The organism is Lederbergia citrea, assembly GCF_018343525.1.
In the GTDB taxonomy this organism is placed as follows: Bacteria; Bacillota; Bacilli; order Bacillales; family Bacillaceae_C; genus Lederbergia; species Lederbergia citrea.
Genome location: NZ_JAGYPH010000002.1, coordinates 873,938 through 887,342, shown reverse-complemented (window position 1 = coordinate 887,342; position 13,405 = coordinate 873,938). Strand labels below are relative to the sequence as shown.

The window sequence follows — 13,405 nt, the reverse complement described above, 5'->3', positions numbered from 1 at the left end:
GGAAGACGCCATCCAAATTACATAGGATAGCGTCTTAATCTCTCGAATAGCTCTATTAAGGGTTCGTCGACCAAAGTCCAGCATGTTTTAATACAACACGTGGATGAAGTTTTAGCTGTGCAACCATTAAGTCTGCTAAATCTTCTGCTTGCATCACTTTTTCTGGATTGCCGTCTGTTAAGTTTAGCTCAACAGCCATATCTGTTGCGACCGTGCTTGGCGTTAACGTTGTCACACGAATATTTTTCTTACGTACTTCTAGCATTAATGACTCACTTAGTCCGATAACTGCAGCTTTTGAAGCCGAGTATGCACTTGTAATTGGTGCACCTTTTTGACCAGCTGTTGATGAGATATTAATGATGTCGCCAGTGTTACGCTCGATCATTTCCGGTAAAACCGCACGTGTTGTGTAGTACACACCTTTTACGTTGACATCGATAATATTTGTCCATTCTTCAGGCGTTAAGTCCATGAAGCCACCGAATTTTGAAATGCCAGCATTGTTTACTAAAATATCGATTGCACCAAGCTCGCTACGAATTGATTCAACTGCTGTGGTGATAGAGTCTATATCCGCTACATTTGCCGCAGCAATTGCTACCTTCACATCAAACTGTTTAAGTTCCTCTGCCACTTGTTGTAAATTTTCAAGCGTACGTCCAACAAGACCTACATGAATACCTTCTTGCGCAAAAGCTACTGCTGTTGCACGTCCAATTCCACGCCCTGCTCCTGTAATTAACGCCACTTTTCCCGCGATCGTTTGCATGTTTTTCGCTCCTTTAGATGAGATAGTTTTATTTTAACGAAATAAAGTGTATTTAACTAATGTAAAGGTACATTATGATGAACATGATTAAATTTTTTCCCTAACCCTCCGTATCAGCCTCATGCTACTCCTCAATTTTTTAAATAAAAACCATACTTTAGAATCACTTTTTTTGCTTAAAAACGATTAAATAATCCTACAAATGAAACTATCGAAAAAGGTTCAGAATTGTTAGAATGTGGATAACAACTAGAATAAGCTTCAATTTAATCTCTTAAGGAGGGAAAAAAATGAAGCATGATGTTCGACTGATTCCATACGAAGTGATTGAACTAGAGGAAAAGGTGAATGAAGTTCCTAAAGGTGTGGAATTGATACAGGCGCCTAAGATTTGGGACGAGACAAAAGGAAAAGGTGTTACGGTGGCTGTCCTGGATACAGGCTGCGACATTACTCACCCCGATTTACAAGCTCAGATTATAGGCGGGCGGAATTTTACGGATGATGATGGGAGCAATCCAGATATATTCAATGATTACAATGGTCATGGAACCCATGTCGCTGGAACGATTGCTGCCAAGCAAAATGATATTGGTGTAATAGGAGTGGCTCCCGAAGCAAGTCTACTAATTATAAAAGTATTAAATAAAAAGGGTTCTGGACAATATGATTGGATCATCAATGGAATTAATTATGCTATTGAACAAAAAGCGGATATTATTTCAATGTCGCTAGGGGGACCTATTGATCATCCTCAACTTTATGAAGCGGTCAAAAAAGCAGTTAAAAACAATGTCCTTGTGGTTTGCGCAGCAGGAAATGAAGGGGATGACGACGATTCGACTGATGAATTCTCGTTTCCAGCCTGTTATAACGAAGTCATTAGTGTGGGTGCGATTAACTTTGAACGGCGCTCTTCCTATTTTACCAATTCCAATAACGAAATAGATTTAGTTGCTCCGGGTGAAGCGATTCTCTCTACGTATTTAAACGGTAAATATGCCACATTAAGCGGGACTTCCATGGCTGCACCCCATGTTTCTGGGGCGCTTGCCCTCATAAAGAATCTGTCGAACAAAATTTTTGAACGAAAGCTTTCGGAGCCCGAGCTTTACGCCCAATTAATCAAAAGGACGGTCCCACTAGGGAACTCTCCAAAGCTTGAAGGTAACGGACTTGTGTATTTAACAGTTCCCGAGCATTTGGCCAAAATATTTGATCAAAAATTTCAAACGATGGTCTTGTATGAGCATGGAAGTGTTGGCTAAGAATCCATTTCAATTGAGAGCATAATAAAGTGTGGGTAGCTTTCTTGCAGGCTTGAGATACGCAGAAAGAATACTTTAAGTAAAAGCCGATTAATTCCTTATACTAAGGAATTAATCGGCTTTTAAAATAAAAAGGGATTTTGGATTTTAAGTAGAATATGTATGAATATCGGAACACTGCTTGGAGGTCATTTATTTGTTACTTTACTTTTGATATATCACCTCTCTAATAATTAGTTTAAAACAAATTAGGAGTTGATATATTATGAAATATGAAATTTCGATCGATGGTATTTCTTCTGATATGTTAAAAGGTTTTTTTGTAGATTGGCCAAATCCACCAAATCCACAAACTCACTTAAATCTGTTAAAGAAAAGCAGTAAAGTGGTTATTGCGATTGATGATAAAACTAATCAAGTAGTTGGATTTATTACAGCGATCAGTGATGGAGTCCTATCCGCCTATATTCCTTTTCTTGAAGTTTTACCGGAATATAAAAATAAAGGGATTGGTAAGGAATTAGTAAATCGGATGCTAAAAGAACTTGATGACATCTATATGATTGATTTATGTTGCGATGACAACTTGGTTCATTATTATGAAAAATTCGGCATGTCAAAATCAAATGGTATGATTTCAAGGAACTACAAAATGCAATCAGGAAGCTAAACAAATATAAGCGCTTGGATTCTTTCCGAGCGCTTTTTTGATGATGATTTATTTTAATGGAAAGGTGGTATGAGTGATGTCGAATAAAGCGGATGTGTCAAATGAATTAGAAAATCATCCGGATTGGTTACGAAATTATATTGATTCTCCAGAAAAGCAACGGCAATTATATCGACGGACGTTGATTATCGTTGTTATGTCACAAATTTTCGGAGGTGCAGGACTAGCGGCAGGCGTAACCGTTGGAGCACTCCTTGCACAAGACATGTTAGGTTCGGATAGTTTTACTGGGGTTCCAGCTGCGTTGTTCACTTTAGGTTCTGCTGGCGCTGCGCTACTTGTAGGGCGACTCTCCCAACATTTTGGACGACGATCAGGACTTGCAACAGGATTCTTGACTGGCGGTATAGGCGCAATTGGAGTAATGCTTTCAGCAATAACTAATAATATTATCCTTCTTTTTGCTTCACTATTAATTTATGGTGCTGGTACCGCAACAAATTTACAAGCACGCTATGCAGGGACAGACTTAGCGAATTCTAAACAGCGAGCAACAGCAATCAGTATTGCGATGGTAGCAACCACTTTAGGTGCTGTGGCAGGTCCAAACTTGGTAGATATAATGGGCGGATTCGCAATAGCAATTGGAGTCCCGGCTCTAGCTGGTCCGTTCATTCTAGCAGCTGCAGCTTACATCCTTGCCGGTTTAATCCTCCTAACTTTCCTTCGACCAGACCCTCTTGTTGTTGCGAAAGCAATTGCAGATGTGCAAAGCACGGATGGGAGTAATTTTTCATATGAGAGACCTAGTAAAAAACGAGGAATCGTTGTTGGAGCCACCATCATGGTTTTAACGCAAATAGTGATGGTTTCTATTATGACAATGACACCTGTACATATGGGGCATCATGGACATGGCTTGAGAGCGATAGGACTAGTGATTGGCTTTCATATTGGCGCAATGTACCTACCTTCTCTTGTAACCGGTATGCTTGTAGATAAGATTGGACGGACTGCTATGGCAATCGCAGCTGGCGCCACTCTACTTGCTGCTGGTGTCCTGGCAGCTGTTGCACCTGCTGAATCCATGCTAGTACTCATCCTTGCACTCTCTTTGCTTGGGCTTGGTTGGAACTTTGGGTTAATTAGCGGAACAGCACTCATTGTGGATGCAACTAATCTGTCCACTCGTGCAAAGACTCAAGGATCTGTTGATGTGTTAGTTGCTTTGGCCGGAGCATCGGGTGGAGCATTATCTGGAATGGTCGTAGCACAATCCAGTTATACAACACTCTCACTCGCGGGGGGCATCCTTTCACTACTGCTTATCCCAGTCGTTGTCTGGTCCCGCAGCAATAAAAATGCACAAAGTTATGAATCAATGTAACAATGATAGGAAAATTTTTAACGATGATTTTCCCATAGGGCTGTCCAGAAAGTTCAGTACAAAGTTGACCGCTCCAGGCGGGAAAGTAAAAAAAGATAAACCTACTTATCATAGATCGTTCATGAGTCCCCTTTTATCTTATTTACTCAGGTCGCTGTACTTATGAACGCTTCATGATTCCCGTTTTACCTTATTTATTCAAATCTCTGTACTCATGAACGGTTCATGATTCCAGTTTTCCTATATTTACTCAGATCTCTGTACTCATGAACGCTTCATGATTCCTGTTTTCCCATATTTGCTCAGATCTCTGTACTCATGAATGGTTCATGATTCCCCTTTTATCTTATTTACTCGGATTTCTGTACTCATGAACGGTTCATGATTCCCGTTTTATCTTATTTTCACAGATCTCTGTACTCATAAAGGCTTGATGATGACTGCTTTTCCTCTTTTGATAGGGCGCTGTTTTCATAGACATTCTATGAAGACATTCATAGAAGAAAAAAAGATAAACCTGTTCTGATAGGGCGTTGAAACACTATGTACAACAGCCATAGGCACTATTATCGGAAGAAAGTCCAAAATACAAAAGCAGATGAAAAATCCTACTAATTTTTCTCCACATTATTTTTTGGTACTTTGTCTTTATTCATTTCCACCTTCTTCAATGCCTTCTGAAGTTGATAAATTTTCATCATACCTAGCGATCCAACTAATAAAGCTCCCAATACAACCGACCCAATAATCACAAGTATCAAGGGCCACTCAGCTTTTCCAAATAAATAATTAACCGTTACAGGTTCAACATTGATAACTGAAAAAATTGCAATAATTAACACGACAATTAGTGCTAATATTAAGTTCCATTGCCTTTTCATAAGCCACCTCATTAATTAGTATTTTACGTGAACAGTGGTGAAACACTTTTCATTATTATAGTAATTGAGGCTATCTAGTGACAAGACAATAAGATTATATAGGAAGAAAATAAGACTAAAATCCCGATTATGAATACGGGATTTTAGGTTCTTTCAGTATCTAGTCTATTTACAATATTTAATGCTGTTGCTTAAAACTGGAGGTCCTAATTTGTCTGTTTTTGAGTTTGAAGGCCGCACTTGGATTTTAACGTTTTTCATCGCCGCTGTAATCTCATCGATTCTTCCTGACCAGGTTGGATCTTCTTTTTCGGAAGATGGATATAGTTTGAAGCGCCAACTTATTTCGTTTGGAATAAACGCAAATCCTTCGAAAATATCATATTTCCCAAAAGTAGCTGGTTCAGGAAGGTGTATGGCATGAATACTAATACTTGTTCTCGGAAAGGACGGCGTTAATTTAACTTTGTATACCAGTGCAGCTCCCTTGGCATTGGGATAACCTTTCTTTACTGGTTCCAACACCAAAGTGCATGGCAAGGATTTAGCTGTATCTGCTTTAGGCATATTAGGGTTTACAATGATTGCTCCCAATAAAATTAAAACCAAAATAAACTGTTTCATCGTTTCCTCCAAAAGCTTATTTTGGTTAGTTTTCCATTTATTTTGTTTTGTTATTAAAAAAAATTGAGCGTGACGGTTAATAGTTCCCCCCCTAGAATAAATAGCCCAATCAAAAAAAAATGTTTTTTTTATAATGTTAAAAAGGAGCTGATGAGAAATGATCTTCGTCCTTTATTTAATGATCGGGATATTGATCAGTACATCGATTTATGCGGTCGCAGATTTCCGGCCTTTGATTCTTTTTCTCGTACTGTTCATTGCTTGGTTACCTCTAATATGCGTTGGGATGGTAATAACCCCATTTATGGATGTAGAAGGTATTTCCAATAAGCTAAACACATAAAAGTACAACACCAAGATAATACTCCAAAAACCGCAACAATCGTAGTTTCTGACCACCCATATTTTAAGGAAAAATGATAATGGATCGGTGTCATTCTGAAAATCCGTTTACGAGTAAGTTTAAACGAGGTAACCTGCAATATAACCGACAGCTGTTCTGCAAAATAGATAAAAAATAATATTGGAATTAATATTTCAACTTTCTCAAGGACAGCAAGAAATGAAAGAGATCCCCCAATTGCCAATGAACCCGTATCTCCCATGAAAGCTTTTGCCGGATAAATATTATAAATAAGAAAACCGAGTAAACACCCGATCATAATTAAACTATAAAGTTGTACCTCTAATCTTTCTGAAACCATAAAAAAGAAAAAGTAAGTTGGAATCGCTACAACTCCTAAAAGGCCATCCAATCCATCAGTAAAGTTAATGGCATTTGCCGAACCAACGACAAATAAAGTAATAACAATAACATACAGTACGATTGGGAAGTCAATGGACATGTTTTTATAAATTTGAATGTTGGTATCTATCCCAAGTACGTTGATCACATAAAATAGTAAAATACCTGTAAAAGAAAATTGAAAAACAAGTTTTGTCTTACCTGATACTCCACCTGGATCCTGACGCGAGGCTTTCCAAAAGTCGTCTAAAAATCCGACAAAGCTAAATAGGATATACGTAATTGATAAGAAGAACATTAACCGGGTAGGCGAATAAAGAGTTGCGACTACGATGCCGACAAAGAGAATAATTCCGAACATTAATGGGGTACCTTTTTTCAACTGATGATCAGAGGGAAGCTCTTTTCTTATGGGTTGAATAAGTCCTAATTTCCTTAAAATAGTAATTAATAAAGGGGATAATGCTGCGACCGCTAAAAAAGAAATCATTGCCGGGATTATTTGATCACTCACTTTTCAGTAACTCCCTTTCTATTAATTTTCATATATATTTTCCTATTGATTTCATTATGTCGATAAGATCCAACGCTCAATTATTATGGAGAAAAGGATGCTGGTCTGTCTAAAAATAGTTAGGGAGTAAAGTGAACTGTCTAAAATAGCCTATGATTACGGTTAGTGAATGATTAAATGTTTCGTCCAATTAAAAAGAGCACAGTCCTATTTATATTCAACATTTTGAAGAATTGTTACTGATTTATTTTTCCATGTTTCTTCAACTAAAAAGTGGAGAAATTCTCTCCACCATCATTTGCTTATATCCTTAATCTTTGGCAATTGGAACCCTCCCTAGGAGTATCATACGATGTAATGACTGGAGGTTGGCAGTTGGCGAAAAATGAATAATAGGTTAAAAGTAAAAAGAAAATCTAAGCGACTATTTTATTCGCTAAGAATAAATTAGTCGCTTAGATTTTTCCCTTATTTATCATCTTCCCCGATGCCTTCATCCAATAGTCGTTTTGCGGATATTGATTTACCAGGATATCTTCCACTTTTAATAGAGTAGAATGCTTACTTTTGATAAATAAATAAGTAAGGTAGGAGTTTAGCTCAAAACGGTCATCCTGGACAAAATTGACTAATGGGACTTTACTTTCTTCCATATTTTTCAACCCTCCTTTTATTTTCCCTCCGGTATCGTTGTGCTCAATGTTAAATAGCTACGAATGCCATCCACTTGATTACATTATAAAGGTAAGCGCTACCATCCTAAAGAATTATTATTATCCAATTTCCGACAGATACTTTAGGTTCCGATCATTCTATCTCCTTTGCTTTTTTTCCAAAATTAATTCGTAAGCCAATTTTCTCTGGATTCTATTCATTATTAGCAGGCCATTCTATTAGATTAATAGCATTCCCATCGGGATCGTATAAAAGACTCCTCTTCTAACTATTTTCCTAAATCATTTGGAAATTGACTTTATTTTTGGATTTACCATATCTAAAAAGTTCACAGAAACGTCACTTATGTAAAAAAATTCAGGCATATATAATTACATCTATTCTATATACGAAAGGATGTTTTTATTTGCCTAGTAATAAAAAAGAAGGCATTATTTTCGGATTATTCATGTGTTTTGGAATGGTGCTTATTATGTCAGTTTACAACACAGCTTTACACGGATTTTCATCATATACAGTAGGGAATGCAGTCATTCAATTTTTCATCACATTTATCGTCGCTTTCATTGCGGAGTCATTCGTTGAACCGAAAGCGCGTAAATTTGCATTATCACTGCCTTATGATAAATCGAAAGAAATCAACTTTATTGTGGCGATGGCTTTTTGTATGGTCCCTATAATGGTTCTCATTATGTCAGTATATGGGCTTATTTTAACTTCGTTAATGACTGGAATTGAGGATTCAATTTTCACAGCTTATCTTAAAATAGTTGGTCTAAACTTTATCGTGGCCCTACCTTCGCAGCTGCTCATTGTTGGACCAATATCACGGAGGCTATTAGCTAAATACATTAAACCATCGATACAAGAGCCAGAATTAAATATTTAAGAACTTCCAAAAAGGGTTTCAAGGTTAAGGATCAATCAATATGAACGTCTTCTTTAATCTTCCTTACACTATTGGAACTGTAACTCACGCTCTTTGAAAATGATATAATTTATGTAAGATAATGGATTATAGGGAGGGACATTTAATGAAGAAAGCAATTTGGTTTATGTTCATTCTGCTACTTATGTCCGGTTGTAGTTATAATCCTTCTGATGAAGATATTGTTGATTCGCACGGTGAAATAACGAACCTTGAGAAGTTTATGAAATTTGTTGGGAATGTAAATGAGGGCACAAAAGATAAAATTAGAATTGTAAGATATACAATCGAAGGAGATCCCATGTTGCACGACCTTGAATATGATGGGGAAATCATCAATTCGACCACTGATACTACTAGAGATGAATTCGGTAGTGGAAGTGTTACTACCGCAATTTGCAAATCAATTGATGTTAAGGAAAATGAGGAAAGAACGGACTACACTCTATCAGGATGCGACAAAACTAATAGAGACAACAGCATTTTAGTCATTTGGAAATAAACTCATAGTAACAAGGCATTTTAATAAAAAATGTGATGAAATATCTCATTCAAAGGCTTATTATTGATTAAATGTCCTCACATTTGGTTCTATGGATGAGACACAAATATGAGGACATTAATTTGTGAAATGATTGATTAATAGGCAATTACAGATACCGAAATCCTCTTATTTTTACAAAAGAAGTATACTAGAACGTGTTTAAGCCAAAAGAATCCTATAATTGTCTCTCCATTATCGTGGAAATTTCACGGAAGCCAAGCTTTTGATACAGATGCCTTGCGGGGTTTCCTTCAAATACGTTTAACTGGACTATTTTACAGCCCTCCCCTTTTAAGTATTCAAAGGCCTCAAAGAATAATTTTTCCGCAATTCCCTGTTTCCGGTACTTGGGAAGAACAAAAATTTCAAATATGAGCCCGACCATTTCATCGGCAAAAGAATCCATTGCCCTTCCTATTCCAATCCATCCTTGTATGTTGTCATTTTTAGCATATACAAGATAAAAACCGCCTTCATCAAAATATGAGAGTACCATTTGATACGCTTTATCTTTTTGCGATTTTACATATCCCATGGTTGCTTCTTCCATTACTTTCTCGGAGTGCTGCAATATTTTTTGTGTTTCACGTTGAGTAGCTTTTCTAACCGTCATGTTTTCCTCCCCTTTCACCCTACGCCTTACACCGGAATATGCGACAGCCTAAAATGTCCTTATAAATAGTTGATAAATAATGATGCTCCTCTAAAGCTTTATAATGGGAATCTTCGATCTCATTGGAAGGTAAAAAGTCGGCGACATTGCCAGAATCGTGTTCATCCGGCTGCAAGTTAAATTTCTCCGCGTGTATTTGATTAAAGCCTGCTCTTTTAAAAAGCGAAATCCATTCTTGTTCGGCCAATAACTGAGACACTCCGTAAAAATCAAGAATTTGTTTTAATTTTTCGCCGGAAACTGGTTTTTCACGGACCATTTCAATGGCCAGCACTACACCATCTGATTTTAATACCCGTTTAAATTCGGGAATGGTTAATAATAGATCTGTAAATGACATCACAGATTCAGACAAAATGATATCAAATGATCCGTCTTCAAAAGGCAGATTTTCAGTGCTCCCATTCCGAAGATCGATCGGAAGATGCAAGGACTGAAATCTTTTTCTCGCTTTTTCCAGCATGATTCCGTTGCAATCCAGAGCGGTTACATGACAGCCGTATTTTTTAGCCATAAACGAAGAAGTTTGCCCAGTTCCGCATCCTGCATCAAGAATTCTCGTACTTTTAGAGATCTTTTCCCTTGATAAAATCTTTTTTGTTAGTTGAAGACCCCCGGGATGCGCACCTCCTACTCCGAATAAGGCCAAGCTATTAAGATAGGCGCTTTCCACATTTTGTTCCTCCTTCTTTAAACATAACCAATAAAAAGATGGTTCGGTTAACCATGTAGCATGAAAAATAACCTCCGCTAATACAATCTTTTATACCGTATTCAAATGAAGCGATTGTGGGAAGGTTTTGACGTATAAATTTGTTGCAGTCTCATTCCTCAGAGAATGCCGTCAAGGAAAATTGCTGGTATCAATTAGAGAAGTAGTGAATTAAATAAACGGTGCAACTTGGGTTGTCCAGTTGCACCGTCCATTTTTGATTTGGAAATTGATTTAAATCCTTCATATGTGTCATTGGGCAGACCAAATACGTTACCTACTATTAGGCTGTCCCTTCTTCGATTACCACCACCAGAGAAGTGAAATTCCGGCGATTAAGCCAAGGGCAATACCCCAGCCGAAGCCTCCACCCCAGAAGCCATATCCATACCCTCCATAACCGTAGCCATACCCGCCCCTTCTCGGACCAAGGGGTTCCAAATACACGCTTCTAGGTGAAACATTCCGAATGATTCCTCTGTGCAATCTCCCATCCCGAGTTCTGATTTCAACAGCCCGGCCTCTACATCTATGGCACATAGCATGATAATGTTCAACTGTCATATAATATATCCCTCCTTTTTCAATAGATATATAACATCATATGTATCAACTTCTTAGGCATAGTGGACAGCACTACTAAGATAATCGCGGAAGTTTTGAGAAAGAGAAATATTGGGGCAGGAGGGAAGGATCATTGACAAAGCACAAACTTACATTATACGTACATACCAATATCCAGTATTTGCCCATAATAAATAAACGTAATTTATGCCAACTTTGGATATTGTGTTTCAATTCGTGTGGTAGTTGATTACAATCACTAACTTCACCACTAACTGTCATAGGATGTACCACCTGTTGCCAATACTTTTACTGAGAATGATGATTTGAGGAAAAAAAAAGATCTAATCCCTTTGCAATTTCACTCAGGAATTAGACTAGTAATCTTCAACAATCATACACGATTCAAGAACAGACCTTAATAACAGTCACATTAAATGGGTTAATGTTAATACATTTACTACTTTTTAAAATCCTTATCTACTAAGGGTTTTCCTTCTTGATCGAGCATAACAGACAGCCCCGCACCATACCCTTCCTGATGCAGCATATACAGTACCCCGGTTTCATTATCACGAATAGCTTTAGTAACTTTTAGTTTTCCTTGCGTGTAATCTCTTCAAAGCGCTTATCAGCCATAATCTCACTCCTTCTTTATAGTTGTAAACAATTTAAGATGAAACGATTATTTAACAAATCTAGCCAGTCTGCTGAAGACTGATCTTATGAAAATCAATAGATATTCTCTTTGTCGTATTAGTGGAAGCAGCTAATAATTTGAGATAAAGACCACATTCTTCGCCGGGGCAAAGCCTGTATATAACACCAATAAACAGTCATTCGCATTCTTATTATTTCTTTTTAACAATCGCTTTTGTTCCTTTGCTTACATTGCCAGCCTTGTCTTTGGCATAAACATAAAGGATCGTATTCGCTTTTTGTTTTTTTATCTTTACTGAGTAATTGCCCTTTTTATCGGCTTTGGCCGAGCCGACCACCTTCTTGTTAATTTTCACAGATACGGTTGAATTTGCCTCTGCCTTACCAGTTACAGTCTTTGACGTAATCGTTACTTTATTTACTTTTGGAGCGGCAGGAGGTGTCTTGTCAATCACGATCATCTTTTTTGCCTTACTTACTTTACCGGCCTTGTTGGTAGCTGTAACATAGAGCGCGGTCCCGGCTTTTTGTATTGATTTTAGTGTAACGGTAAATTTTCCGTTCTTGTCTGCTGTTGCGCTACCGATCACTTTGGTTCCGGCTTTTACCGTTATTTTTGAACCCGCTTCCGACTTTCCTGTTATTTTCTTATCCTTGTCACTGACAGCGTTGACGGTTGGAACGGCAGGTAGCGGTGTTTTGTCTGGCGCAATGTAAAATGGATTGCTTACTTTAAAGGTTGTCACATCCGAATAATAGTCATCGTAATCACCTTCAGACAGACCCAACCTAACATAAATATACTTTTGATCTTTGAATTCGCTTTTAGGCAGTGTAGAGCTCAGGGTAACAACATCATAAAAAAGTGTATCAAACTGCGTAAACCCGCTGATGGTTAATACCCCTTTGCTTTCTTTGAAAAATTCCAAATCTACAATGTTGTCCTTATAGTAATCGTCACTCGATGCATAAAGCAATCGAAGGCTCATATCTTTGCTCGATATATCTTCTATCCTATCAAAGACTACATAGTGAAGGGTATCATACGAATCGCTTAAGAAACCGATTTCACCTCCGCTTTTGATTAAAGGGTAATCATTCGGATCGGTAGATGAAATACTTGCAAACTTCCCAGCATAGTGTTTTTTTTTACTTCCTTGCATTTCAGGAGATGGGCCGAACGTTAATTCTTCTGACAGTTCTTTGCTTGAACGAATGTTGCTAAAATTGACATCTGAGTTTTTCTGAGCAAATGCCGCCGTTGGAATAAGTAAAAAAACGATGAACATAACCATTGCTGCTTTTTTTAATAGATTCATAATTTCCTCCTAATAAGTTCATATAAGATTATTATAGTGGTTAAAAAGTATTGGGACGATATAATTCATACGACTAATTAATACAAAAAGTGCAACACCTACTTTTATTTCTTCTTGCTTACAGTCACCACATAGTGAAACGTTAGAAGATGGATCGAGAAAGATTACTAATTATACAGACCAGTGGTGGAAATCAAGTGGCAATGGAACTATTAGGGGAACTTTGGGCGCGTATCATCGAACATTAGAAAATTACTTCAATTCATTTATGTCCATCGGCTTCAGACTAAAACTTATAAAAGAGTTAACAATTCTACAAGAAAGGGTCGGCAAGTTTCTCATTATGAAATCCCACCATTACTTGGCGCCGTAGGAATCAAAGAGTGAAATATTGCTTACATTTGCTAGTGAAACTTTTCTAGTTGAACCCCATTTTAGGCTTATTAGAAAATAAGGAGATCCAAAATTA

The 13,405-nt window shown here is 37.5% G+C and carries 15 protein-coding genes; 5 read left to right on the top strand and 10 right to left on the bottom strand.

The genetic code is table 11. From position 1 onward, the window contains the following. Window positions 1-55 precede the first annotated feature (55 nt). Window positions 56-772, bottom strand: a complete 717-nt coding sequence (locus KHA88_RS13240; RefSeq protein WP_213122194.1) for a 3-ketoacyl-ACP reductase — start codon at window positions 770-772, stop codon at window positions 56-58. 290 nt (window positions 773-1,062) lie between these two features. Here KHA88_RS13240 and KHA88_RS13235 point away from each other — a divergent pair, with 290 nt between their 5' ends. The 3 genes from KHA88_RS13235 to KHA88_RS13225 all read left to right on the top strand — a co-directional run bounded on the left by KHA88_RS13235 (window position 1,063) and on the right by KHA88_RS13225 (window position 4,097). Beyond that, window positions 1,063-2,040, top strand: coding sequence for a S8 family peptidase (locus tag KHA88_RS13235; protein WP_213122193.1), 978 nt, complete (start codon window positions 1,063-1,065; stop codon window positions 2,038-2,040). Between the two features lie 265 nt (window positions 2,041-2,305). Further along, the gene (locus KHA88_RS13230; RefSeq protein ID WP_213122192.1) at window positions 2,306-2,710 is read left to right on the top strand and encodes a GNAT family N-acetyltransferase; all 405 of its coding nucleotides are present in this window, start codon (window positions 2,306-2,308) and stop codon (window positions 2,708-2,710) included. Window positions 2,711-2,786: 76 nt separating this feature from the next. Then, on the top strand, window positions 2,787-4,097 hold the full coding sequence (locus tag KHA88_RS13225) for an MFS transporter (RefSeq protein ID WP_213122191.1): 1,311 nt from the start codon (window positions 2,787-2,789) through the stop codon (window positions 4,095-4,097). A gap of 611 nt (window positions 4,098-4,708) precedes the next feature. Here KHA88_RS13225 and KHA88_RS13220 read toward each other — a convergent pair. The 4 genes from KHA88_RS13220 to KHA88_RS13205 form a co-directional block, all read right to left on the bottom strand. Beyond that, a complete protein-coding gene (locus KHA88_RS13220; RefSeq protein ID WP_213122190.1) occupies window positions 4,709-4,978 on the bottom strand; it encodes a LapA family protein in 270 nt (89 codons plus the stop codon). 165 nt (window positions 4,979-5,143) lie between these two features. Continuing rightward, window positions 5,144-5,602: a YoqH family protein gene (locus tag KHA88_RS13215; RefSeq protein ID WP_213122189.1), complete on the bottom strand. Its 459-nt coding sequence runs from the start codon at window positions 5,600-5,602 to the stop codon at window positions 5,144-5,146. Between the two features lie 302 nt (window positions 5,603-5,904). Continuing rightward, complete coding sequence (mraY, locus tag KHA88_RS13210) at window positions 5,905-6,861, bottom strand: phospho-N-acetylmuramoyl-pentapeptide-transferase (protein ID WP_430413704.1); 957 nt, start codon at window positions 6,859-6,861, stop codon at window positions 5,905-5,907. A 455-nt stretch (window positions 6,862-7,316) separates the two neighbouring features. After that, window positions 7,317-7,514: a hypothetical protein gene (locus KHA88_RS13205; RefSeq protein ID WP_213098153.1), complete on the bottom strand. Its 198-nt coding sequence runs from the start codon at window positions 7,512-7,514 to the stop codon at window positions 7,317-7,319. A 428-nt stretch (window positions 7,515-7,942) separates the two neighbouring features. Here KHA88_RS13205 and KHA88_RS13200 point away from each other — a divergent pair, with 428 nt between their 5' ends. Then, a complete protein-coding gene (locus KHA88_RS13200; RefSeq protein ID WP_213107963.1) occupies window positions 7,943-8,425 on the top strand; it encodes a DUF2798 domain-containing protein in 483 nt (160 codons plus the stop codon). Window positions 8,426-8,546: 121 nt separating this feature from the next. Further along, window positions 8,547-8,966, top strand: a complete 420-nt coding sequence (locus KHA88_RS13195; RefSeq protein ID WP_213122188.1) for a DUF4362 domain-containing protein — start codon at window positions 8,547-8,549, stop codon at window positions 8,964-8,966. Window positions 8,967-9,183: 217 nt separating this feature from the next. Here KHA88_RS13195 and KHA88_RS13190 read toward each other — a convergent pair whose 3' ends face one another. The 5 genes from KHA88_RS13190 to KHA88_RS13175 all read right to left on the bottom strand — a co-directional run bounded on the left by KHA88_RS13190 (window position 9,184) and on the right by KHA88_RS13175 (window position 12,936). Beyond that, the gene (locus KHA88_RS13190) at window positions 9,184-9,621 is read right to left on the bottom strand and encodes a GNAT family N-acetyltransferase (RefSeq protein ID WP_213122187.1); all 438 of its coding nucleotides are present in this window, start codon (window positions 9,619-9,621) and stop codon (window positions 9,184-9,186) included. Window positions 9,622-9,640: 19 nt separating this feature from the next. Beyond that, entirely contained in the window at window positions 9,641-10,354 is a 714-nt protein-coding gene (locus tag KHA88_RS13185) for a class I SAM-dependent methyltransferase (RefSeq protein WP_213122186.1), read from the bottom strand. A gap of 342 nt (window positions 10,355-10,696) precedes the next feature. Further along, window positions 10,697-10,957, bottom strand: a complete 261-nt coding sequence (locus KHA88_RS13180; RefSeq protein ID WP_213107959.1) for a hypothetical protein — start codon at window positions 10,955-10,957, stop codon at window positions 10,697-10,699. 460 nt (window positions 10,958-11,417) lie between these two features. After that, window positions 11,418-11,513 carry a DUF6440 family protein gene (locus KHA88_RS21005; RefSeq protein ID WP_249313208.1) on the bottom strand — a complete coding sequence of 32 codons (96 nt, stop codon included), beginning with the start codon at window positions 11,511-11,513 and terminating at the stop codon, window positions 11,418-11,420. 295 nt (window positions 11,514-11,808) lie between these two features. Continuing rightward, window positions 11,809-12,936 (bottom strand): Ig-like domain-containing protein, encoded by a 1,128-nt coding sequence (locus KHA88_RS13175; protein WP_213122185.1) that lies wholly within the window; start codon window positions 12,934-12,936, stop codon window positions 11,809-11,811. Window positions 12,937-13,405: the final 469 nt, after the last annotated feature.

Coding starts and splice junctions, on each gene's coding strand:
- KHA88_RS13235 (WP_213122193.1), top strand. CDS start 1,063: ATGAAGCATGATGTTCGACTGATTCCATACGAAGTGATTGAACTAGAG.
- KHA88_RS13190 (WP_213122187.1), bottom strand. CDS start 9,621: ATGACGGTTAGAAAAGCTACTCAACGTGAAACACAAAAAATATTGCAG.
- KHA88_RS13220 (WP_213122190.1), bottom strand. CDS start 4,978: ATGAAAAGGCAATGGAACTTAATATTAGCACTAATTGTCGTGTTAATT.
- KHA88_RS13175 (WP_213122185.1), bottom strand. CDS start 12,936: ATGAATCTATTAAAAAAAGCAGCAATGGTTATGTTCATCGTTTTTTTA.
- KHA88_RS13195 (WP_213122188.1), top strand. CDS start 8,547: ATGGATTATAGGGAGGGACATTTAATGAAGAAAGCAATTTGGTTTATG.
- KHA88_RS13205 (WP_213098153.1), bottom strand. CDS start 7,514: ATGGAAGAAAGTAAAGTCCCATTAGTCAATTTTGTCCAGGATGACCGT.
- KHA88_RS13240 (WP_213122194.1), bottom strand. CDS start 772: ATGCAAACGATCGCGGGAAAAGTGGCGTTAATTACAGGAGCAGGGCGT.
- KHA88_RS13230 (WP_213122192.1), top strand. CDS start 2,306: ATGAAATATGAAATTTCGATCGATGGTATTTCTTCTGATATGTTAAAA.
- KHA88_RS13225 (WP_213122191.1), top strand. CDS start 2,787: ATGTCGAATAAAGCGGATGTGTCAAATGAATTAGAAAATCATCCGGAT.
- KHA88_RS13180 (WP_213107959.1), bottom strand. CDS start 10,957: ATGACAGTTGAACATTATCATGCTATGTGCCATAGATGTAGAGGCCGG.
- KHA88_RS13215 (WP_213122189.1), bottom strand. CDS start 5,602: ATGAAACAGTTTATTTTGGTTTTAATTTTATTGGGAGCAATCATTGTA.